This is a genomic window from Streptomyces sp. AC512_CC834, from assembly GCF_019049325.1.
In the GTDB taxonomy this organism is placed as follows: Bacteria; Actinomycetota; Actinomycetes; order Streptomycetales; family Streptomycetaceae; genus Streptomyces.
Map to the genome: position 1 here is coordinate 12,018 of NZ_JAGMUO010000016.1, position 19,701 is coordinate 31,718.

A 19,701-nucleotide genomic window follows, 5' to 3' on the forward strand; every position below is an offset into this window, starting at 1 on the left:
CCAACTAGGACTCACTCGGTCGATCGAAGCTCGATGATGGCACGCCGCCGAAGGCCCGGATGACGACCGGGGCGTCCCGATGCCATCACGTGATCAGGCTGTAACCGGTCGTTCGACCAACGACAGGGCGAGCTGCGGAAGTTCCGTGCGATCCGCCACACCCCCACTCAACCAGTGCACCCGCGGATCGCGCCTGAACCACGAATCCTGACGGCGCGCGAAGCGCTTGGTGGCACGGACGGTCTCGGCGCGCGCCTCGTCCAGCGTGCACTCGCCGGCGAGCGCCGCGAGGACCTGCTGGTAGCCGAGCGCGCGCGACGCCGTACGCCCCTCGCGCAACCCCTGCGCTTCGAGTGCGCGCACCTCGTCGACCAGACCCGCCTCCCACATCCGGTCGACGCGCAGGGCGATCCGCTCGCCCAGTTCGGGGCGGGCCACGTCGACGCCGATCTGCACGGTGTCGTAGACGGAGTCGTGACCGGGGAGGTTGGCGGTGAAGGGCCTGCCGGTGATCTCGATCACCTCGAGGGCGCGCACGATGCGACGCCCGTTGCTGGGCAGGATGGCCCGCCCGGCCTCCGGGTCGGCGGCGGTCAGACGGTCGTGCAGCGCACCCGAGCCGCGCAGTGCGAGCTCCTCCTCCAGCCGGGCCCTGACCTCGGGGTCGGTGCCGGGGAACTCCAGGTTGTCGACGGCCCCACGGACGTAGAGGCCGGAGCCGCCGACGAGGACCGGCCAGCGCCCCCGGGCGAGCAGCGCGTCGATCCGCTCCCGCGCCAGCCGCTGGTACTCGGCGACGGACGCCGTGACCGTCACGTCCCAGACGTCCAGCAGATGGTGCGGGACGCCATCGCGTTCGTCGGGCGTCAGCTTGGCGGTGCCGATGTCCATCCCACGGTAGAGCTGCATGGAGTCGGCGTTGACGACCTCGCCGCCGAGCCGTTCGGCCAGGAAAACGCCCAGATCGGACTTTCCGGCCGCGGTAGGTCCGACGACGGCGATGACGCGGGGGGCGGGGGGTGCGCTGCTCACCGCACCAGTCTCGCAAACCCCCCACCTCGCCCTCGAACGAGTTACGTGACGCTCCGCGGCCGGGGTCGTTGCCCGTTGCGAGGTTCCCGCTCCCCGGACCACCGGGTCATGGCCCCGGCCACGCAAACGGACGCACCGGATGCCGCGGGATTTCGCCCGCACGAGTAACGTATGGAGTTGATATGGGCGTTTTTGCACGGCTTTTTCGGAGGTCGAAGACCACCGAGGAGGCGTCGGCCGCAGAGAAGCGGACCGACACCCCGGACACCGGGCTCGCGGCGGAGGAGAACACGGCCGAGGCCGTTGGGACGACCGACGCCGGTCCCCGGAACACGGCGGAGGCCGACGAGGCCCCCGGAGCCGCCGGAGCCGCCGAGGCCGGTGACTCGGACGGCGTCGGCATCCCCAAGCAGCAGTCCGCCGGGGAGGCCGTCGACAACGAGGCCGACAAGGGCGCCCGCACCTGACTGCCCCGTGAGGGAAGGCGAACCATGGGTCTCCTGGACAACTTGAAGGCCAGACTCGAACCGGCTAAGGGCAAGGTCTCCGACCTCGCCCAGCAGCACGGGGACAAGATCGATCGCGGTCTCGACAAGATGGCGCGGACCGTCGACGAGAGGACCAAGGGCAAGTACAGCGACCGGATCCAGACGGGCACGGGCAAGGCCAAGGGTGCCATGGACCGCCTCGCCCACAAGGACGACGAGGTCGGGGACGGAGGCGCCGCCCCGGGCGGAACCCAGGGCGGCGCGCCGGGCGGAACCCCAGGCGGGAATCCCGGCGGGACCCCTCCGGCAGGACCGCCTCCGGCTTCCTGACCCCGGCATCCCGGCATCCCGGCGCACCGGCATCCCGATGCCCCGGCGCACGGACGGGGCACGACGCGTCGGCGGGACGGTCACGGAGCGGATCAACGGATCCGCTCCGGGCCGCCCGGGCGCGTGCCTTGTCCGTGCGCGAGCCCGTCCGTGGGGCGGGCCCGTCCGGGCCCGTGACGCCGGCCGTGGGCCGTGCCGGCTGCTACGACCAGGTGGCCGCGACGTACCCCACCCCGTAGGGCGCGTCCTCGTACAGCAGCGTGCCGGCGAGGTCCGTGCTCTCGGCCGCGCCCGCCAGGACCTGCCAGGGTGCCCGGCCCGACACCTTGAGCTCGCGGGCCAGTGCGACGTCCAACGCGGCGAGGGCGGGTACGTCCGCCGACCCCAGGGCTCGTCCCACCTCCGCGTCGAAGGGCGCCGCCCGCTCGTCGAGGTACCCGGGCGCCTTGAGCGTGCGGCACGCGCTGGCGTCGCCCAGCACCAGCAGCACCGTCCGCCCGGCCCGCGCGGCGACGTCCCGGCCGACGGCGGCACAGCCCTCGGCGGACAGCGCGTCCCCCACACCGACGGCGTCGACGGGCGCGTCGGTCCACCCGGTCCGCCCCAGCAGCCAGGCACCCACGGCGAGCCCGTACGGCAGGCCTGGTCCGCTCTCCGTTCCGCTGCCGGCGCCCAGGCACACGTCCAGGTCCACGCCGAAGCCGCGGAACGAACCCCGCGCGCCCGGCGGGTAGGCCTCGGGCCCGGCGGAGTCCGCGGGCCCGACGACCACGAGCCGGTCGGGCCGGGCCGCGGCGAGCACGCCCAGCGCGTCCACGCACGCGGCGCGTGCCGCGTCCAGCTCGGGTGCGGCGCCCGCGGCGACCTCCGGCACGAGGAGCGGCGGGCAGGGGCAGACGGCGGCGGCGACAAGCATGATCGGCAGCGTAGCCCCGTGCCGCCGCCGACCGCGGCTCCCCCCGCGGTCAGTCGCAGCCGCAGCCGCTCGCCACGACCGGCTGGGGCTCGGGCACCCCGATCTTCGGCAGGCCCAGCAGCACGCCCGCCGGCTTGGCCTGCTCGGCCGCGTTGCGCTTCTCCCAGGCGTCACCCGCGCGCGTGCGGCGCACGCCGAGCACCGCGCCCTCGGCGAGAAGGTGGTGCGGGGCGGCGTAGGTGATCTCGACCGTCACCACGTCACCCGGGCGGACGTCCCGGTCGGGCTTGGTGAAGTGCACCAGTCGGTTGTCGGGGGCGCGGCCGGAGAGGCGGTGGGTGGCGCCGTCCTTGCGGCCCTCGCCCTCCGCGACCATCAGCTCCAGGGTGCGGCCGACCTGCTTCTTGTTCTCATCCCAGGAGATCTCCTCCTGGAGGGCGACCAGTCGCTCGTAGCGCTCCTGGACGACCGCCTTGGGGATCTGGCCGTCCATCTCGGCGGCAGGGGTGCCGGGCCGCTTGGAGTACTGGAAGGTGAAGGCCTGGGCGAAGCGGGCCTCGCGCACCACGTGCAGGGTCTGCTCGAAGTCCTCCTCGGTCTCGCCGGGGAAGCCCACGATGATGTCGGTGGTGATCGCCGCGTGCGGGATGGCGGCCCGCACCTTCTCGATGATCCCCAGGTAGCGCTCCTGGCGGTACGAGCGGCGCATCGCCTTGAGCACCGGGTCGGAGCCGGACTGGAGCGGCATGTGGAGCTGCGGCATCGCGTTGGGTGTCTCGGCCATGGCGGCGATGACGTCGTCGGTGAAGTCGCGCGGGTGCGGGGAGGTGAAGCGGACGCGCTCCAGTCCTTCGATGTTCCCGCAGGCGCGCAGCAGCTTGCCGAACGCCTCGCGGTCGCCGATGTCGGAGCCGTAGGCGTTGACGTTCTGCCCGAGGAGGGTGATCTCGCTGACGCCCTCGGCGACCAGCGCCTCGACCTCGGCGAGGATGTCACCGGGGCGGCGGTCCTTCTCCTTGCCGCGCAGCGCGGGGACGATGCAGAAGGTGCAGGTGTTGTTGCAACCGACGGAGATGGAGACCCAGGCCGCGTACGCGCTCTCGCGCCGGGTCGGCAGCGTGGACGGGAACGCCTCCAGGGACTCGGCGATCTCGACCTGCGCCTCCTCCTGCACGCGGGCGCGCTCCAGCAGCACCGGGAGCTTGCCGATGTTGTGCGTGCCGAAGACGACGTCGACCCAGGGCGCCCGCTTCACGATGGTGTCGCGGTCCTTCTGGGCCAGGCAGCCGCCGACGGCGATCTGCATGCCGGGCCGGCTCGTCTTTCTCGGGGCGAGACGGCCGAGGTTGCCGTACAGCTTGTTGTCGGCGTTCTCCCGCACGGCGCAGGTGTTGAAGACGACGACGTCCGCGTCGCCGTCGGCATCCTCGGGGGCGCGGACGTAACCCGCGCCCTCCAGCAGACCGGACAATCGCTCGGAGTCGTGGACGTTCATCTGGCACCCGTAGGTGCGTACTTCATAGGTGCGCGTGCCGCCCACTGACTGGATCCGGTCGATGCTGCTCATGGCAATAAGGGTAGGCGGTCGGCGACGATGGCCCCGGACGCCTGTGGACAACCGGGGTCGCGGCTGGTCAGGGCTGGTCGGAGCCGGTGGTCAGGGTTCGATGAGGCCCGCGCGGATCGCGTACCGGGTGAGTTCCAGGCGGTCGCGTACGCCCAGCTTCTGCAGGAGGTTCGCGCGGTGGCGTTCGACGGTCTTGGCGCTGATGAACAGCAGCTCGCCTATCTCCTTGGAGGTGTGGCCCTCGGCGACGAGCTTGAGGATCTCCTCCTCACGCTCGGTGATGGGCCGCTCGGGGAGGCCGCCGCCGCCCTGCACGCGGTCCAGGTAGGAGCGGACGAGGGCTCGCTCGGCTCCGGGGTAGATGAACGGCTCGTCGCGCACGGCGGCCCGGCAGGCCTCGACCAGGTCGCGGTCGGCGACGGATTTGAGAACGTATCCGCAGGCGCCGGCCTTGAGGGCCTCGAAGAAGTACTGCTCGTTGTCGTACATGGTCAGGATCAGGATGCGCAGCTCGGGCAGGCGGCGGGAGAGTTCGCGGGCCGCCTGGAGGCCGGTCATGCGGGGCATGGCGACGTCCAGGACGGCCAGGTCGACCTCGTTGGCCCGCGCGGCCGCGACCGCTTCGGCACCGTCACCGGCCTCGGCGACCACCGTCAGGTCCGGTTCGCCGTCCAGGATGAGGCGGACCCCGCGGCGTACGAGGGTGTGGTCGTCGGCGAGCAGGACGCGGATCGGGGGCCGTGCGGACATCAGGGGCTGTCTCCGGTTCGGTCTCCGGTTCGGTCCCCCGGCGGTGCGGGGACGCGCAGGCGTACGTCGGTGCCCCCTCCGGGGGCGGGTGCGAAGTGGATCTCGGCTCCTATCAAGAGGGCCCGCTCACGCATCCCGCGGAGGCCGGCGCCCTCGGCGGCCGCGCCGAGACCGGCGCCGTTGTCGCGGGCGAGCAGTTCGACCCCGCCACCGTCGGGCAGCGGGCGCAGTGTGAGCGTGGCACGGTCGGCGGCGGCGTGCCGGGCGGTGTTGGTGAGGCCTTCCTGGGCGACCCGGTAGATCACCAGTTCGGCCTCCGGGGTGAGCGGGGGCAGGTCGCCGGGGATGTGGTGGTGGACGGTCAGTCCGTGGTGCGTGAACTCGGCGGCGAGCGAGCGCAGGGCGCTGGCGAGGCCGAGTTCCTCGAGGACGCCGGGTCGCAGGCGGCGGGCGATGCGGCGGATCTCGTCGAGTCCCGCACGGGTGGCCTCCTGCGCCAGGGTCACCTCCTCGCGCAGCTCCCCGGGAACCCGGTCGGCGACACGCTTGAGCTGGAGCAGGACGGCGGTGAGGGTCTGGCCGACCTCGTCGTGCAGTTCGCGGGCGATGCGGTGGCGTTCGCGTTCCTGGGCCTGCAACGCCCGGCCGGCGCCGGCGGCGCGTTCGGCCTGGAGCCGGTCCAGCATCGTGTTGTAGGTCGCGATCAACTGTGCCGCCTCGGCCGGTCCGGAGACCCTCGGCCTGGCCCCGGGCACGAGCAGATCGGCGGTCGTCATGGCCCGGCCCAGCCGGTGCAGCGGGGTGAGTCCGATGCGCAGGACGATCGCGTTGCCGGCCAGCAGGACAGCGAGGCCCGCCAGCAGGATCACTGCCTCTCCGGCCAGCACGGGCGTCGACACGGTGACCGGTCCCAGCAGCAGTGCGGTGGCGACGACCAGGCCGGCGGCGTTGAGCGAGAAGATCCGCCAGAACAGCGACACGTTCCTCTTTCCGCTCCTCCCGGCCTTCGCGCACGACACCCCCGCAGCCAGCTTCGTCGCCCGCGACCGGCTGCGTATATCCGTCACGACACCCATATCGCCACCGTACGTGCGGATGGCAGCATGGCGAGGTCGCGAGCACGTCACGCACGTGCCAGAAGCGCGGCCAGAGACGCAGGACGAATGAGGGGAAAGCTCGTGTCAGCTCCACGCCTGAGGGCCACGCCGCTCCCGGGTATCGGGGTCCAGTACGACCTGGTGACCCGCGAACACCGCCACCTGTCGGTGGTGGCACACCGCGACGGCGCCCGCACGGTCAACGTGTACCGGGCCGACGACCCCGATTCCTGCGCCCACTCGCTGCGGCTGAACTCCCCCGAGGCGGGCGCGCTGATAGACGCGCTCAAGCCCTCCCACCATAGCGCGAGCCTCCTCTACACCACCGATCTGGGGCTGGTCGCCGAGCGTATCGAGGTGGCCGCCACGTCCCGCTGGAACGGGCGGCTGCTGGGCGACACCCGGATGCGGACCGACACCGGGGCCTCGATCGTGGCGGTGCTGCGGCGGGCCGAGGCGATTCCCTCACCGGCGCCGGACTTCCGGCTCGTGGGTGGTGACACCTTGATCGTCATCGGCACCCGTGAGGGCGTCGACGCCGCCGCGGCGATACTCGGGCAGGAGTGAGCCGGTGCACTCCGCGGTTCTGCTGATCGAGTTCGGTTCCATCATCCTGGGGCTCGGACTGCTCGGCCGGTTCGCCGGCCGTTACCGGCTGTCCCCCATCCCGCTGTACCTGCTGGCCGGGCTGGCCTTCGGCGAGGGCGGGCTGCTCCCGCTCGGCGCGAGCGAGGAGTTCGTCGCGACCGGCGCCGAGATCGGTGTCATCCTCCTGCTGCTGATGCTGGGCCTGGAGTACACGGCCAGTGACCTGGTCACCAACCTCAAGTCCCACTATCCGGCCGGTCTCGTCGACTGCGCGCTCAACGCCGTGCCGGGCGCGGTGGCCGCACTGCTGATGGGCTGGGGACCGGTGGCCGCCGTGGTCCTCGCCGGCGTGACGTGGATCTCGTCGTCCGGTGTCATCGCCAAGGTGCTCGGCGATCTGGGCAGGGTCGGCAACCGCGAGACCCCGGTGATCCTGAGCGTGCTGGTCCTGGAGGACCTGGCGATGGCGGTGTACCTGCCGATCGTCACGGCACTGGTGGCCGGGGCCGGGCTGATGACCGGCAGCATCACGCTGGCGGTCGCGCTGGCCGCGGCGGGCCTCGTGCTGTTCGTGGCGGTGCGCTACGGCCGGGTCATCTCGCGGTTCGTCTCCAGCGACGACCCGGAGAAGCTGCTTCTCGTGGTGCTGGGCCTGACGATCCTGGTCGCCGGTGTCGCGCAGCAGCTCCAGGTGTCGGCCGCGGTGGGCGCCTTCCTGGTGGGCATCGCACTGTCCGGGGAGGTCGCGGAGGGTGCGCACACGCTGCTGAGCCCGCTGCGGGACCTGTTCGCGGCGGTCTTCTTCGTCTTCTTCGGGCTGCACACGGATCCGGCCAGCATTCCGCCGGTCCTGCTGCCCGCCCTCGCGCTGGCCCTGCTCACCGCCGTGACGAAGATCGCCACCGGTTACTGGGCGTCGAAGCGTGCCGGGATCTCCGTCAAGGGCCGCTGGCGCGCGGGCGGCGCGCTGGTGGCGCGCGGCGAGTTCTCGATCGTCATCGCGGGCTTGGCAGTCTCGGCCGGCATCGAGCCGTCCCTGGGCCCGCTGGCCACGGCGTACGTCCTCATCCTGGTCGTCCTCGGCCCCCTCACCGCCCGCTTCACCGAACCGCTGGCCTCCCGCCTCTTCCGCCGCCGCCACGACAACCCCGACCGTCCCAGCGGCCCCACGGAGGGGACGCCCCGGACGACGGCTGCGGAGGCGGAAGCGGAAGCGGAGGCAGAAGCCTCGGTGGGCGACTGACCCCGGCACCACTCCCGGCACGACCCCGGTACGCAGGTGCCGGGGTCGTCGTACGGACGGGGTCAGTCGCCGGGCTGCTTCTCCGGGGCCTGCGGCGTCCGCGGTGTCCACCCCTGTCGGCGCAGTACGCCGGACACGTCCGGTGCCTCGTAGTGGTCGCCCTTGAGTACCTTGCCGTCGGCTCGACGGCTCACGCGGCCGTCGGGGCCCAGCTTGGTCATGTTGGAGCGGTGCACCTCGGCGATCACCGCGTCCAGATCGATGCCGTGGACGAGGGCCGTGCCGTACGCGACGTAGACCACGTCGGCCAGTTCGTGCGCGAGCAGGTCGAGCGGGCCCCGCACCGACACCTCGGCGACCTCGGCGGCTTCCTCGGCGAGCAGCTCGCCTCTGTGCGCGGCCAGGCCGGGCGAGACCTCGGTCGGGGTACTTCGGGCGTCCAGCCCGAAGGCCAGGTGAAAGGCGTGCACCAGGTCGGCGGGGGACGTCTTGCCCTCGACGGGCGAGGTCCTGCCTTCGACGGGCGGGGTCCGGCCTTCGACGGGCGGGGGCCTGCCCTGGACGGGCGACGTGTTGCCTTCGGCGGGCGAGGTGTTGCTCATGCCGACGACTGTAATGACCGCCACTGACAGTGGGCCCGCACCGGTGCCGAAGCCGTCGGCCCACGTCCGCGCACCCGGTGCGGCACCCCGCCGTGTGAGCCCGGCCCTGGTCAGTGCGGGTGCGGACTGGCAGGATCGCCCACATGTCCACGCTGCTCTCCCGTATCGGCAGGCGCCGGACCGCCCAGGTCGCGGTCGCCGGTGCCGTCGTGCTCGGGCTGCTGCTGTGGTGGCTGCTGCCGCTGGGCGAGAAGCCGCCGAGCGGGACGATCACGTTCAGCACGGGCACCCGCGCGGGGGTCTACCAGAAGTACGGCGAGCTGCTGCGCATCGAGCTGCGCAAGGACATGCCGGACCTGGACGTGCGGCTGATGACCAGCGCCGGCTCACAGGAGAACGTCGAGCGGGTGGCGACCGGGAAGGCCGACTTCACGATCGCCGCGGCCGACGCGGTCGAGACGTACAAGCTCGCCGGCCGTCCCGGTGCCGAGGGGCTGCGCGGTGTCACCCGCCTCTACGACGACTACGTGCAGCTTGTGGTGCCGAGCGACTCGGACATCCAGTCGGTCGCCGACCTGCGCGGCAAGCGGGTGGCCATCGGGCTGCCCGACTCGGGTGTACGGCTGATCGCCACCCGGGTACTGAAGGCCGTGGGCATCGACCCGGAGAAGGACATCACGCCCAGTGCGGACGGGATCGACACCGGGCCCGGACGGCTGGGCGACGAGCTCGACGCGTTCTTCTGGTCGGGCGGCGTGCCGACGGACGGCCTCAAGCAGATAGCGAAGACCTCCGCCTTCCGGTTCGTGCCGATAGGCGACGACATCGTCACCAAGCTGCACGAATCCGGCGGCGCGACCCGCTACTACCGCACCACCAACATGCCGGAATCGGCCTACCCCACCGTGCAGAACGGTGCCGTGGTGCCCACCATGGCCGTGTCCAACCTGCTGGTGACCCGCGCGGACGTCGATCCGCGGCTGACCGAGTGGCTGACCCGGACCGTGCTCGACAGCCGCGACGGCATCGGGGCGCACGTGCACTCCGCGCAGTTGGTGGACCTGCGTACCGCGATCTACACCGACCCGCTGGAGCTGCACGAGGGCGCCCGGCGTTACTACCGGTCGGTCAAGCCGTAGCGCCGCTCCCGCCGAAGCCCGGCCCCGGCCCCGACTCGAAGCTCGACCCCGATCCCGACCGCGTGCCCGTACCCGTGCCCGATCTCGGCACCGTGACCGTCACCTTCAGGCCGTGCGGCTCATGGTGGCCGAAGGAGATCGAACCGTCGCCCGCCGCGAGCAGCGCCCGGCAGATGGACAGGCCCAGGCCCGACCCCTTGATGTTCTGGTGCCGCCCGCTGCGCCAGAAACGGTCGCCCACGCGCGCGAGCTCCTCGTCGGTGAGCCCGGGTCCGTTGTCGGTGACGACGACCGTGGTGACGTCCCCGGTGGAGGCGACCTCGACGCGCACCGTCTCGTCCCGTGGCGTGAACTTCACGGCGTTGTCGATGACCGCGTCCAGGGCGCTGGACAGCGACACCGGGTCGGCCCAGCCCGTGGTCGGCGGGCACTCCCCCACCAGGCGTACGCCCTTGGCGTCGGCCGTCGGTGACCAGGCCGCCACCCGCTCGGCGGCCAGCGCGCCGATGTCGGTGACCTTGAGGTCGGCCTGGCTGTGCTCGGCAAGCGCCAGGTCGAGCAGATCGTCCAGGACCCGGGCCAGGCGTTTGCCCTCGGTCTGGACGGAGGCGATCTCCTCGTTGCCGTCGGGCAGTTCGAGGGCGAGCAGTTCGATGCGCAGCAGGAGCGCGGCGAGCGGATTGCGCAGTTGGTGCGAGGCGTCGGCGACGAAGGCGCGCTGCTGCTCCAGCACGTCCTCCACGTGGTCGGCCATCTCGTTGAACGACCCGGCCAGGCGTCTGAGCTCCGGCGGCCCCCCGGACGGCGCGACCCGGGACTTGAGCCGCCCGGTGGCGATGTCGTGGGTGGTGGCGTCGAGCACCCGCACCGGCCTGAGCACCCAGCCGGTCAGCCGGAGCGCGGCGCCGACGGCGAGCAGCATCGCGGCGAACTCCCCGGCGCCGATGAACAGCCAGCCGCGCACGGTGCTCGCCCGCATCGAGTCGGTGGGCGACTCCGTGACCACGACCGCGACCACGTCACCGTCCCGGATGACCGGCGAGGCGACCACGAGCCGGCCGTCCTGCCAGGGCCACACCTGCCGCGGGTCGTGGCTGCGGCGGCTGAGCAGCGCCTCGTCGAAGGAGTCGCGGACCTCGCCGGTCTGGGGCAGGAACCACGTCGTCGGGGCGTTGGCCATCGGGATGTGATTGCGGTAGAAGACGCCGGCCTTGATGCCGTAGACCTCGTAGTAGCTGGTCAGCTCGGTCTGCAGGGTCTCCAGGCGCTCGTCCTTGTTCGTCGGGCGGGAGCCGCCCGGCACGTCCTCGGTGACGAACTGGGCGAGCGCGGCGAAGCGTGCCGTGTCGTCTATGCGGTCGATGACGACCTTCTGCTGCTCCGCGCGGGCGACGCTGACTCCGAGCGGCACGCCGAGCGCGAGCAGTACGGCCGCCATCAGGACGATGAGCAGCGGGAGCAGGCGTGTGCTCACCCGGGCCCGCTACGCGGTGGGGGCGACTAGGCGGTAGCCCACGCCGCGCACGGTCTCGATCAGCGCGGGCATGTGCAGCTTGGAGCGCAGGGAAGCGACGTGCACCTCCAGGGTGCGCCCGGTCCCCTCCCAGCTCGTGCGCCAGACCTCGCTGATGATCTGCTCGCGCCGGAAGACCACGCCGGGGCGCTGGGCGAGCAGGGCGAGCAGATCGAACTCCTTGCGGGTCAGTTGGACAACCGAACCGTCCACGCTCACCTGGCGTGTCGGCAGCTCGATCCGCACCGCGCCGAGACGCACCACGGTCTCGGTGGAACCCGTGGCGTCCTCGTGGGCGGTGCGCCGGCTGACGGCGTGGATCCGGGCGAGCAGCTCCCCGGTGTCGTACGGCTTGACCACGTAGTCGTCGGCACCGAGGTGGAGGCCGTGGATGCGGGAGCGGACGTCGGCGCGGGCGGTGACCATGATGACCGGGGTGCTGGTGCGCTTGCGGATCTTGCCGCAGACCTCGTAGCCGTCCTGGTCGGGCAGGCCCAGGTCGAGCAGGACGACGCCGAAGCCGTCGACCTCGGGGACCAGCGCCTGGAGCGCCTCCTCGCCGCTGCGCGCGTGGGTGACGTCGAAGCCGTGCCGTGCCAGGATCGCGGACAGGGCGGCGGCCACGTGGTTGTCGTCCTCGACGAGCAGCAGTCTCATCCGGGCTCCCTTCGGTTCATCGGCCGTACGCCCGGGACGGGTAGAAAAACGGGACGGGCGGAAAGTCAGGCACGCGCGCGTGCGTCCTGTGCAGTGACGCCGATGGAGGGGGACGGCGTCAAGAGCGTTCCGGTTGCGGCCGCTCGAAGTTATCCGGCCGATATGCGCCCAGCTCACAAGTGCTACGACTCGTGTCCGATTGCTATCGGATCGTGATGCTCAGATCTCGCTCAGATGTAGAGACGCGACGTGTCCCGGGTCACTAATGTCCTGCGAAACCCAGCAGGACGGAGCCCGAGAGCGATGACCGAAGTATCGGTGGCCAAGGAAGACAAGGCTGCGACCGGCGAACTGGTCGTCCTGAAGAGTGTCAACAAGCACTTCGGCGCGTTGCACGTGCTCCAGGACATTGACCTGACGATCACCCGCGGCGAAGTCGTCGTGGTCATCGGACCCTCCGGGTCCGGCAAGTCCACTCTGTGCCGCACCGTCAACCGTCTGGAGACCATCGACGACGGCTCGATCACGATTGACGGCAAGCCGCTGCCCGCCGAGGGCAAGGAGCTGGCCAGGCTGCGGGCCGACGTCGGCATGGTCTTCCAGTCCTTCAACCTCTTCGCGCACAAGACGGTGCTCGAGAACGTGACCCTGGGCCAGGTCAAGGTCCGCAAGGTCGACGCCAAGAAGGCCGAGGAGAAGGCCCGCGCCCTGCTCGACCGGGTCGGGGTGAGCGCCCAGGCGGACAAGTACCCCGCGCAGCTCTCCGGCGGTCAGCAGCAGCGCGTCGCCATCGCGCGGGCGCTGGCCATGGACCCGAAGGTCATGCTCTTCGACGAGCCGACGTCGGCTCTCGACCCCGAGATGATCAACGAGGTGCTCGAGGTGATGAAGCAGCTCGCGCAGGACGGCATGACCATGGTCGTGGTCACGCACGAGATGGGCTTCGCCCGCTCGGCGGCCAACCGTGTGGTGTTCATGGCGGACGGCCGCATCGTCGAAGAGGCCACGCCGGACCAGTTCTTCAGCAATCCGCGCAGCGACCGTGCCAAGGACTTCCTGTCGAAGATCCTGCACCACTGAGACTCCGGAGCGGCTCCGACGTCCCGCGTCGGCCGGCCGCCCCGGCGGCCCCTCGCGAGGGCCGCATCCGATCGTCTGATCGCCCGATCCTCTGATCGTCCGATCGCAGCTCGATCTCAGCTCGATCACAGCCAAAGGATGTTCACCATGAAGCTCCGCAAGGTCACCGCCGCCTCGGCCGCCGTCTTCGCCCTCGCCCTGACCGCCACCGCGTGCGGTTCCGACGACGGGGGCGACAGCGGCTCCTCCGGCGGCGACGACAAGAAGGTCACCATCGGCATCAAGTTCGACCAGCCCGGCCTCGGCCAGAAGACCCCGGACGGCTACGAGGGCTTCGACGTGGACGTCGCCACGTACGTCGCCAAGAAGCTCGGCTACACCGAGGACCAGATCGAGTGGAAGGAGTCGAAGAGCGCCGACCGCGAGACCATGCTGCAGCGCGGCGACGTCGACTTCATCGCCGCCACCTACTCGATCACCCCCGAGCGGTCCGAGAAGGTCGACTTCGCCGGCCCCTACCTGCTCGCCCACCAGGACGTGCTGGTCCGCGCAGACGACGACAAGATCAAGTCGCCGGAGGACCTGAACGACGCGAAGCTCTGCTCGGTCACGGGTTCGACCTCGGCGCAGAACGTCAAGAAGGACCTGGCGCCCAAGGCCCAGCTCCAGAACTACCCGACGTACTCCGCCTGCCTCACCGGTCTCCAGAACGGCGCCATCGACGCGCTGACCACGGACGACTCGATCCTCGCCGGTTACGCCTCCCAGGAGCAGTTCAAGGGCAAGTTCAAGCTGGGCGGCTTCAAGATGACCAACGAGAACTACGGCATCGGCGTCAAGAAGGGCAGCGACCTCAAGGCCAAGATCAACGACGCCCTTGAGGCCATGGTCTCCGACGGCGCCTGGGACAAGGCCGTGAAGGACAACTTCGGCCCGGCCAACTACAAGAACGAGCCGGCGCCGAAGATCGGCGACGTCAAGAGCTGAGGCCGGGCCTGACAGGGAGCGCCGCCCCAATGCAGGGGCGGCGCACCGGGGCGGGCGTTCCTACACGCGGAAGCGCGGGAGATCGTGTTCGACTTTCTTGACAAATACGACCTGTTGGGAGCCTTCTGGACGACAGTGCAGCTCGCTGTGCTGTCGGCCGTCGGCTCCCTGATCTGGGGCACCATACTCGCCGCCATGCGGGTCGGCCCGGTGCCGTTGATGCGCGGCTTCGGGACCGCGTACGTGAACATCGTGCGGAACATCCCGCTGACGGTGATCATCCTGTTCGCGTCGCTGGGTCTGAACCAGACGCTGCGCATCACGCTCGGCGCCGAGGGCGACTTCGAGGCGATCAACTTCCGGCTCGCCGTCCTCGGTCTGATCCTCTACACCTCGGCCTTCGTATGCGAGGCGCTGCGTTCCGGCATCAACACGGTGCCGGTCGGGCAGGCGGAGGCGGCCCGTGCGATCGGACTCAGCTTCAGCCAGGTGCTGCGGCACGTGGTGCTCCCCCAGGCGTTCCGGTCCTCCGTCGTCCCCCTCGCGAACGTTCTGATCGCGCTCATCAAGAACACGACGGTGGCCGCCGCCATCGGTGTCGCCGAGACGGCGCTGCTGATGAAGGAGATGATCGAGAACGAGGCACAACTGCTGCTGATCTCGTCGATCATCGCCCTCGTGTTCGTGGTTCTGACGCTGCCGACCGGCCTGCTCCTCGGCTGGGTGGGCAAGAAGGTGGCGGTGAAGCGATGAGCTCCGTTCTCTACGACGCCCAGGGCCCCCGTGCCAAGCGGCGCAACATCCTGTTCACCGTCGTCTTCTTCGCCGCGTTCGCGGCCGTGCTGTGGTGGGTCATCGGCACGCTCTCCGACAAGGGCCAGCTCGACTGGGTCAAGTGGGAGATGTTCTTCACCAGCAGCGAGCCCTGGTCGACGTACATCTGGCCGGGCCTGCAGAACACGCTGAAGGCGGCGGCTCTCGCGGTGGTCATCGCGCTGCCGCTCGGTGCCGTCCTGGGTATCGCCCGGCTGTCGGACCACGTCTGGGTCCGTGTCCCGGCCTCCGTCCTGGTCGAGTTCTTCCGGTCCATCCCCGTGCTGGTCCTGATGATCTTCGGTCTCGCCCTGTTCTCCGAGTACACGAACGTCAGCTCGGACGACCGTCCGCTGTACGCGGTCGTCACGGGCCTGGTGCTGTACAACGCCTCGGTGCTCGCGGAGATCGTCCGGTCCGGCATCCTGGCGCTGCCCAAGGGCCAGGGCGAGGGCGCGATGGCGATCGGTCTGCGCAAGGGCCAGGTCATGCGGCTCATCCTGCTGCCGCAGGCGGTCACCGCGATGCTGCCGGCCATCGTCAGTCAGCTCGTGGTGATCCTTAAGGACACCGCCCTCGGTGGCGCGGTCCTGACCTTCCCCGAACTGCTCGCCTCCGCCAACACGATGAGTGCGTACTACGGCGCCAACACGATCGCCAGTTTCACCGTTGTGGCCGTCATCTACATCGCTCTCAACTTCGCCCTCACGAGCTTCGCGAGCTGGCTGGAGCGCAGGTTGCGGCGGGCCAAGAAGTCGAGCGGTGCGGTACTCAAGGCGGACGACGTGGAGACCGCCGAGGCCGGAGCCGGCGGCAAGATCTAGCACTCCTGACACTCAGTCACCTCGTATGACCATCAACGGAGGCCGTGGCATGATCGCCACGGCCTCCGTCACTTGACGCAAGCAGCGGCAATAGGTTGCATACGTTCTGTGACCGTGCACCCTGCTCAAACGTCCTGTTCACCCACGTCCCCCGGGACACCGCCACGGGCAGGGGGCGCCGCACCGTGGACCCGGTGATCATCACCGGAGCGGGGCCCGTCGGGCTCACGCTCGCCCTGGCGCTGGCGCGGCAGGAGGTGCCCTGTGTCGTCCTCGACGAGGGGCCGGGGAAGGACGAGCCGCGTCCCGCACGCACCGCTGTTCTGCGCGAGGGCGCCGTCGCGCTCGTCGAGCGGCTGACCGGCACACCGTTGACGGGGCTGGGTACGCGTTGGGCCGGATGGCGGTCGATGCGGCGCAAGCAGGTGATGCGCGAGGTCGAATTCGGCGACGCCGACCCGGCGCCCCTGCACATCGCCCAGCACGAGCTGACCGGTGTCCTGCGCAGGGCACTCGCCCGTGAGTCGCTCGTCAAGGTCGCGGTGGACAGCCGCCTGGACGGCATCGAGCAGGAGACGTCGGGCGTCACGGCCCACACCCGCGGCCCGGCCGGGACCTGGTGGCGCGGCAGTTACCTGGTCGGCTGCGACGGTCCTCGCTCGACCGTCCGCAAGCTCCAGGACATCCGCTTCCCCGGCCGTACGGCGGTGGAACGATACGCCGTAGCCGCACTGCGCGCCGAACTCCCGTGGGCCGACGAGGCGTTGCTCCACCGGATGCCGTCGTGGCGGACGACCGGCCCGTCGGCCGGCGAGATCGTCGGCCGTCCGCTGCCGGACGGCGTGTGGCGCCTTGACTGGCTGCTGCCGCCCGGCAAGGACCTGGTCACGCCGGAACTCCTGGTGAACCGGGTCCGCGAGACCCTCACCGGATGGGCGGCGGACGGTTCGACCCCGGCGTACGAACTCCTCGACACCGGCGTGCACACGGTCCACCACCGCCTCGCCCGGCGCTGGCGGGTGGGTCGCGTGCTGCTCGCCGGGGACGCGGCGCACCTGCTGGGTGCGCTGGGCACGCAGGGCCTTGAGGAGGGGCTGACGGACGCCGACAACCTCGCCTGGAAACTGGCCCTGGCCTGGCACAGCGGCCCTCGCGAGGCGCTGCTCGACAGCTACCAGGAGGAGCGGCGCGCGGCGATCGCCGCGCGGCTGCGCGCCGCCGACCAACTGCTCCCGCTGCTGCGCGGGGGCGGTGGACTGCGTTCCTACGTCCCCGGCTCGGCCCGCGGCAACGACGCGCTGCTGGCCGACGGTCACCTGGGGCGCGGAGCACTGGGCGCGCCGGGCACGTACGCCGACTCGCCCCTCGCGCCCGAGGACCTCGCCGGGGAGGTGTCCGTCGGCACACCGCCCGGGGCGCTCGTCACCGATGTGCGGGTCACGGCGGAGGACGGCACCTTCGTGGCGCTGAGCGACCGGCTCGGGCGCGGGGCGCTGCTGGTCGTGCTGATCGCGCCGGGCACGGGGGTGTGGGACCGCAAGCACTGGGTGACGGCCGGAATCATGCCCCGGCTGGCGGCGGCGGTGACGGCGCTGCCCCACCACGCCGAGTTGCTGGTCGCCGAGAGCTATCCGGGTGCCGCGGCGCACACGGTGCTGCTGGTACGCCCCGACGGTCACCTGGTCACGGCACTGAACGGGGTACGCCCGGCCGACCTCTACGCGGCCGCGGAGAGCGCGCTGGGTGGGGCGAAGGCCTCGGTGGCGGCGGAGGCCGAGGAGGGTGCGGGAGCTACGGCCGGGTCCCGTTGAGCGGGCCGTTTCGACCGTACGTTCGCCGGTGGCGTGGCTTCCGGCCACCGGCGGCGTTTCCCTGCGCGCGCTCGCTGTCCGCATGGTGACAGCGAGTTGACCGGCCGACACCGCCATGGTCTACTCCGGACCGTGACCGACACCTGTGTGCGCCTGTGGCGGAGGGTCCATATGGACCTCGTCCGCTATGCGGGCTGCGTGTGTCGTCCGTCCTGCTGAATTCGCCTCATTCTCCTTCGCGCACGCCACTGCGACGTGTCGCCGCGCACTCCCTCGCGAAACTCCCAGGACGGTACCCGTGTCTGTTTCCTCCCCAGCCTCCCCTGTCCCTGTCTCCCCGGCCTCCTCCTCGTCCGCGGCTGCGGCTGCGGCCGGACCGACGCAGGCCGAACTCCTCGACTTCGTACGGCGTGCGGCCGCCGACGCCGAACTGATCGCCTCCCTGCCGCTCGACCCCGAGGGCCGCACCTGGGTGCGGCTGGCCGGACCGGGCGGCAGCGAGGCCTGGCTGATCGGCTGGCCGCCGGGCACGGGCACCGGCTGGCACGACCACACCGACTCTGTGGGCGCCTTCGTGACCGCCGCGGGCGAACTCAAGGAGAACGCGCTCGCCGCCCGCCTGCCCACCGACGGCTGGAAGACCCTGGAACTCAGCGACGGTGTGGACCGTGAACGCCGGCTGAGCGTCGGCAAGGGGCGCGCCTTCGGCCGGCACCATGTGCACGAGGTCCTCAACGAGTCGTCCGACCGGCACGCGGTGTCCGTGCACGCCTACCACCCGCCCCTGCCGCAGATCCGCCGCTACAGCCGCAGCGGGCAGACCCTGCGCCTGGAGCAGGTCGAGCGCCCGCAGGACTGGCAGTGAGCGAGCCGACCGGGATCGACGCCCTGCTGGAGCGGGTGCGCGGCGGATACCGGCGGACAGCACCGGGCGAGGCGTACGACGCCGCCGAGGCCGGCACGGCGCTGCTGGTCGACATCCGTTACGCCGCTCTGCGTGAGCGGGACGGTGTGATTCCCGGCGCCCTGGTGGTCGAACGCAACGAGCTGGAGTGGCGTCTGGATCCGCGGGGCAGCCACCGTCTCCCCGAGGCCACGAGCCATGACGTGCGGGTCGTCGTGGTGTGCGACGAGGGTTACGCCTCCACCCTGGCGGCGGAGTCCCTGCACCGTCTGGGTCTGCACCGGGCCACCGATCTGATCGGTGGCTTCCAGGCCTGGCGGGCGGCGGGTCTGCCGGTGGCCGCACCGGATCAGTAGTCGGCGGGGCAGTACAGCGGTGCCGTGTCCGCGTTGCCCTTGGTGACCAGGCGGATCGGGGTGTGGTCGATCTTCTCCGTCTTCCTGTCGCGCAACAGGGCGATGGTGTTGCGGACGGCCAGTTCGCCGGTGTTTCCGGCCGAGTTGGACACGGTCGCGGAGAAGCGTCCGTCCTTCAGCGCGGCGAGGGCCTCGTCGGTTCCGTTGACCGTCACGATCCTGACCTGGTCGGCACCGGCCGCGTCGAAGGCCTCTCGGGCGGCGAAGGCCATCTGCTCGTTGGCGACGAAGGCGTAGCCCAGGTCGGGGTGGGCCCGGGCCATGGTGCCGGCGACCTTTCCGGCTGTGTCGGCATCGAACATGCCCGGCTGGTTGGCGACCACCTCGGCGTTGGCGGGCAGGGCCTCGGTGAAGCCGCCGACGAGCAGGTCGGAGGCGGCGCCCGGCGCCCCCGCGATGACAGCCACCTCCACGTCCCGGTCCGCGGCGTCGTCGGCGACCCACTGGGCGTCCAGCCGCCCGACGGCCTCGAGGTCGACGACCACCGCGCCCAGGATGTCGTCCGGGTCGGCGCTCACAGAGGTCAGGAAGACGGGGATGTCCGCCTTGCCGGCCTTCTCGATGTCGCGCTTCAGGGCGTCGGTGTCGACGGTCTGCAGGATGATCGCGTCGACCTCGCGCGCGATCATGTCCTCGATGTTGGCCAGCTCGGTCGCGGGATCCTGCTTCGAGTTGGCGGTGACCAGCCTCGCGAAGTTGTTCTTGGCGGCGATCTCCACGGACCGCTGGAGGCAGGTGTGGAACTGGCTGTCGCCGCCGTTGACGAACCCGAGGGTCAGCGGGTCGTCGTCCGCGGAACCGGAGTCGGCCGGGTAGAGGCCGCAGCCGCTCAGAAGCAGGCCGGCGCCGAGGAGCAGAACGTGCGTGGCTCTTCGGCGGCGCGCGGGCGTGGGCATGGCTGGGCCGCCTTTCGGGGGCATGCGGGAGGAGCGTCCGTGCGGGTC

Annotated in this window: 22 protein-coding genes; 13 read left to right on the top strand and 9 right to left on the bottom strand. The window is 71.0% G+C overall.

What is annotated here, in order from left to right; all coding sequences use genetic code 11:
* Positions 1-93 precede the first annotated feature (93 nt).
* Positions 94-1,032, bottom strand: a complete 939-nt coding sequence (gene miaA, locus KUM40_RS06420) for a tRNA (adenosine(37)-N6)-dimethylallyltransferase MiaA (RefSeq protein ID WP_217163768.1) — start codon at positions 1,030-1,032, stop codon at positions 94-96.
* 182 nt (positions 1,033-1,214) lie between these two features.
* Here miaA and KUM40_RS06425 point away from each other — a divergent pair, with 182 nt between their 5' ends.
* Together KUM40_RS06425 and KUM40_RS06430 are read left to right on the top strand one after the other, a co-directional pair.
* Positions 1,215-1,499 (top strand): hypothetical protein, encoded by a 285-nt coding sequence (locus KUM40_RS06425; RefSeq protein ID WP_217163770.1) that lies wholly within the window; start codon positions 1,215-1,217, stop codon positions 1,497-1,499.
* 24 nt (positions 1,500-1,523) lie between these two features.
* The gene (locus tag KUM40_RS06430; RefSeq protein WP_217163772.1) at positions 1,524-1,850 is read left to right on the top strand and encodes an antitoxin; all 327 of its coding nucleotides are present in this window, start codon (positions 1,524-1,526) and stop codon (positions 1,848-1,850) included.
* A 202-nt stretch (positions 1,851-2,052) separates the two neighbouring features.
* Here the strand turns inward: KUM40_RS06430 and KUM40_RS06435 are convergent, their stop codons facing one another.
* The 4 genes from KUM40_RS06435 to KUM40_RS06450 form a co-directional block, all read right to left on the bottom strand.
* Positions 2,053-2,766 carry a class III extradiol dioxygenase subunit B-like domain-containing protein gene (locus tag KUM40_RS06435; RefSeq protein WP_217163774.1) on the bottom strand — a complete coding sequence of 238 codons (714 nt, stop codon included), beginning with the start codon at positions 2,764-2,766 and terminating at the stop codon, positions 2,053-2,055.
* Positions 2,767-2,815: 49 nt separating this feature from the next.
* Positions 2,816-4,333: a tRNA (N6-isopentenyl adenosine(37)-C2)-methylthiotransferase MiaB gene (gene miaB / locus KUM40_RS06440; protein ID WP_217163776.1), complete on the bottom strand. Its 1,518-nt coding sequence runs from the start codon at positions 4,331-4,333 to the stop codon at positions 2,816-2,818.
* A 90-nt stretch (positions 4,334-4,423) separates the two neighbouring features.
* A complete protein-coding gene (locus KUM40_RS06445) occupies positions 4,424-5,083 on the bottom strand; it encodes a response regulator transcription factor (protein WP_217163778.1) in 660 nt (219 codons plus the stop codon).
* Positions 5,083-6,159, bottom strand: a complete 1,077-nt coding sequence (locus KUM40_RS06450; RefSeq protein WP_217163780.1) for a HAMP domain-containing sensor histidine kinase — start codon at positions 6,157-6,159, stop codon at positions 5,083-5,085. Before KUM40_RS06450 ends, KUM40_RS06445 begins: the two co-directional genes overlap by 1 nt.
* Positions 6,160-6,261: 102 nt before the next feature.
* Here KUM40_RS06450 and KUM40_RS06455 point away from each other — a divergent pair, with 102 nt between their 5' ends.
* A complete protein-coding gene (locus KUM40_RS06455; protein WP_217163782.1) occupies positions 6,262-6,747 on the top strand; it encodes a TrkA C-terminal domain-containing protein in 486 nt (161 codons plus the stop codon).
* Between the two features lie 4 nt (positions 6,748-6,751).
* Complete coding sequence (locus KUM40_RS06460; protein WP_217163784.1) at positions 6,752-8,011, top strand: cation:proton antiporter; 1,260 nt, start codon at positions 6,752-6,754, stop codon at positions 8,009-8,011.
* 62 nt (positions 8,012-8,073) lie between these two features.
* Here the strand turns inward: KUM40_RS06460 and KUM40_RS06465 are convergent, their stop codons facing one another.
* Positions 8,074-8,613 (bottom strand): MazG nucleotide pyrophosphohydrolase domain-containing protein, encoded by a 540-nt coding sequence (locus KUM40_RS06465; RefSeq protein ID WP_217163786.1) that lies wholly within the window; start codon positions 8,611-8,613, stop codon positions 8,074-8,076.
* A gap of 143 nt (positions 8,614-8,756) precedes the next feature.
* Between KUM40_RS06465 and KUM40_RS06470 the strand changes: the two genes are divergently transcribed.
* Positions 8,757-9,752: a TAXI family TRAP transporter solute-binding subunit gene (locus KUM40_RS06470; RefSeq protein ID WP_217163788.1), complete on the top strand. Its 996-nt coding sequence runs from the start codon at positions 8,757-8,759 to the stop codon at positions 9,750-9,752.
* Here KUM40_RS06470 and KUM40_RS06475 read toward each other — a convergent pair.
* Positions 9,742-11,226, bottom strand: coding sequence for a HAMP domain-containing sensor histidine kinase (locus tag KUM40_RS06475; RefSeq protein ID WP_308401070.1), 1,485 nt, complete (start codon positions 11,224-11,226; stop codon positions 9,742-9,744). The genes KUM40_RS06470 and KUM40_RS06475 overlap by 11 nt on opposite strands.
* A 9-nt stretch (positions 11,227-11,235) precedes the next feature.
* On the bottom strand, positions 11,236-11,922 hold the full coding sequence (locus KUM40_RS06480) for a response regulator transcription factor (protein WP_217163790.1): 687 nt from the start codon (positions 11,920-11,922) through the stop codon (positions 11,236-11,238).
* Between the two features lie 303 nt (positions 11,923-12,225).
* On the opposite strand from KUM40_RS06480, the gene KUM40_RS06485 reads away from it, so the two are divergent.
* From KUM40_RS06485 to KUM40_RS06515, 8 genes are all read left to right on the top strand, one after another.
* A complete protein-coding gene (locus KUM40_RS06485; RefSeq protein ID WP_217163792.1) occupies positions 12,226-13,002 on the top strand; it encodes an amino acid ABC transporter ATP-binding protein in 777 nt (258 codons plus the stop codon).
* A gap of 147 nt (positions 13,003-13,149) precedes the next feature.
* A complete protein-coding gene (locus KUM40_RS06490) occupies positions 13,150-13,989 on the top strand; it encodes a glutamate ABC transporter substrate-binding protein (protein WP_217163794.1) in 840 nt (279 codons plus the stop codon).
* 84 nt (positions 13,990-14,073) lie between these two features.
* On the top strand, positions 14,074-14,742 hold the full coding sequence (locus KUM40_RS06495) for an amino acid ABC transporter permease (RefSeq protein ID WP_217163796.1): 669 nt from the start codon (positions 14,074-14,076) through the stop codon (positions 14,740-14,742).
* Positions 14,739-15,626 (top strand): amino acid ABC transporter permease, encoded by an 888-nt coding sequence (locus KUM40_RS06500; RefSeq protein WP_217163798.1) that lies wholly within the window; start codon positions 14,739-14,741, stop codon positions 15,624-15,626. Before KUM40_RS06495 ends, KUM40_RS06500 begins: the two co-directional genes overlap by 4 nt.
* A 185-nt stretch (positions 15,627-15,811) precedes the next feature.
* Complete coding sequence (locus KUM40_RS06505) at positions 15,812-17,437, top strand: FAD-dependent monooxygenase (protein WP_217163800.1); 1,626 nt, start codon at positions 15,812-15,814, stop codon at positions 17,435-17,437.
* 147 nt (positions 17,438-17,584) lie between these two features.
* Positions 17,585-17,656, top strand: coding sequence for a putative leader peptide (locus tag KUM40_RS42605; protein WP_309544753.1), 72 nt, complete (start codon positions 17,585-17,587; stop codon positions 17,654-17,656).
* A gap of 79 nt (positions 17,657-17,735) precedes the next feature.
* Positions 17,736-18,302, top strand: coding sequence for a cysteine dioxygenase (locus KUM40_RS06510; RefSeq protein ID WP_217163802.1), 567 nt, complete (start codon positions 17,736-17,738; stop codon positions 18,300-18,302).
* Positions 18,299-18,697: a rhodanese-like domain-containing protein gene (locus KUM40_RS06515; RefSeq protein WP_217163804.1), complete on the top strand. Its 399-nt coding sequence runs from the start codon at positions 18,299-18,301 to the stop codon at positions 18,695-18,697. The genes KUM40_RS06510 and KUM40_RS06515 overlap by 4 nt, the downstream gene beginning before the upstream one ends.
* On the opposite strand, the gene KUM40_RS06520 is transcribed toward KUM40_RS06515, so the two are convergent.
* On the bottom strand, positions 18,691-19,653 hold the full coding sequence (locus KUM40_RS06520; RefSeq protein ID WP_217163806.1) for a sugar ABC transporter substrate-binding protein: 963 nt from the start codon (positions 19,651-19,653) through the stop codon (positions 18,691-18,693). The two genes, KUM40_RS06515 and KUM40_RS06520, sit on opposite strands and share 7 nt — an antisense overlap.
* Positions 19,654-19,701 lie beyond the last annotated feature (48 nt).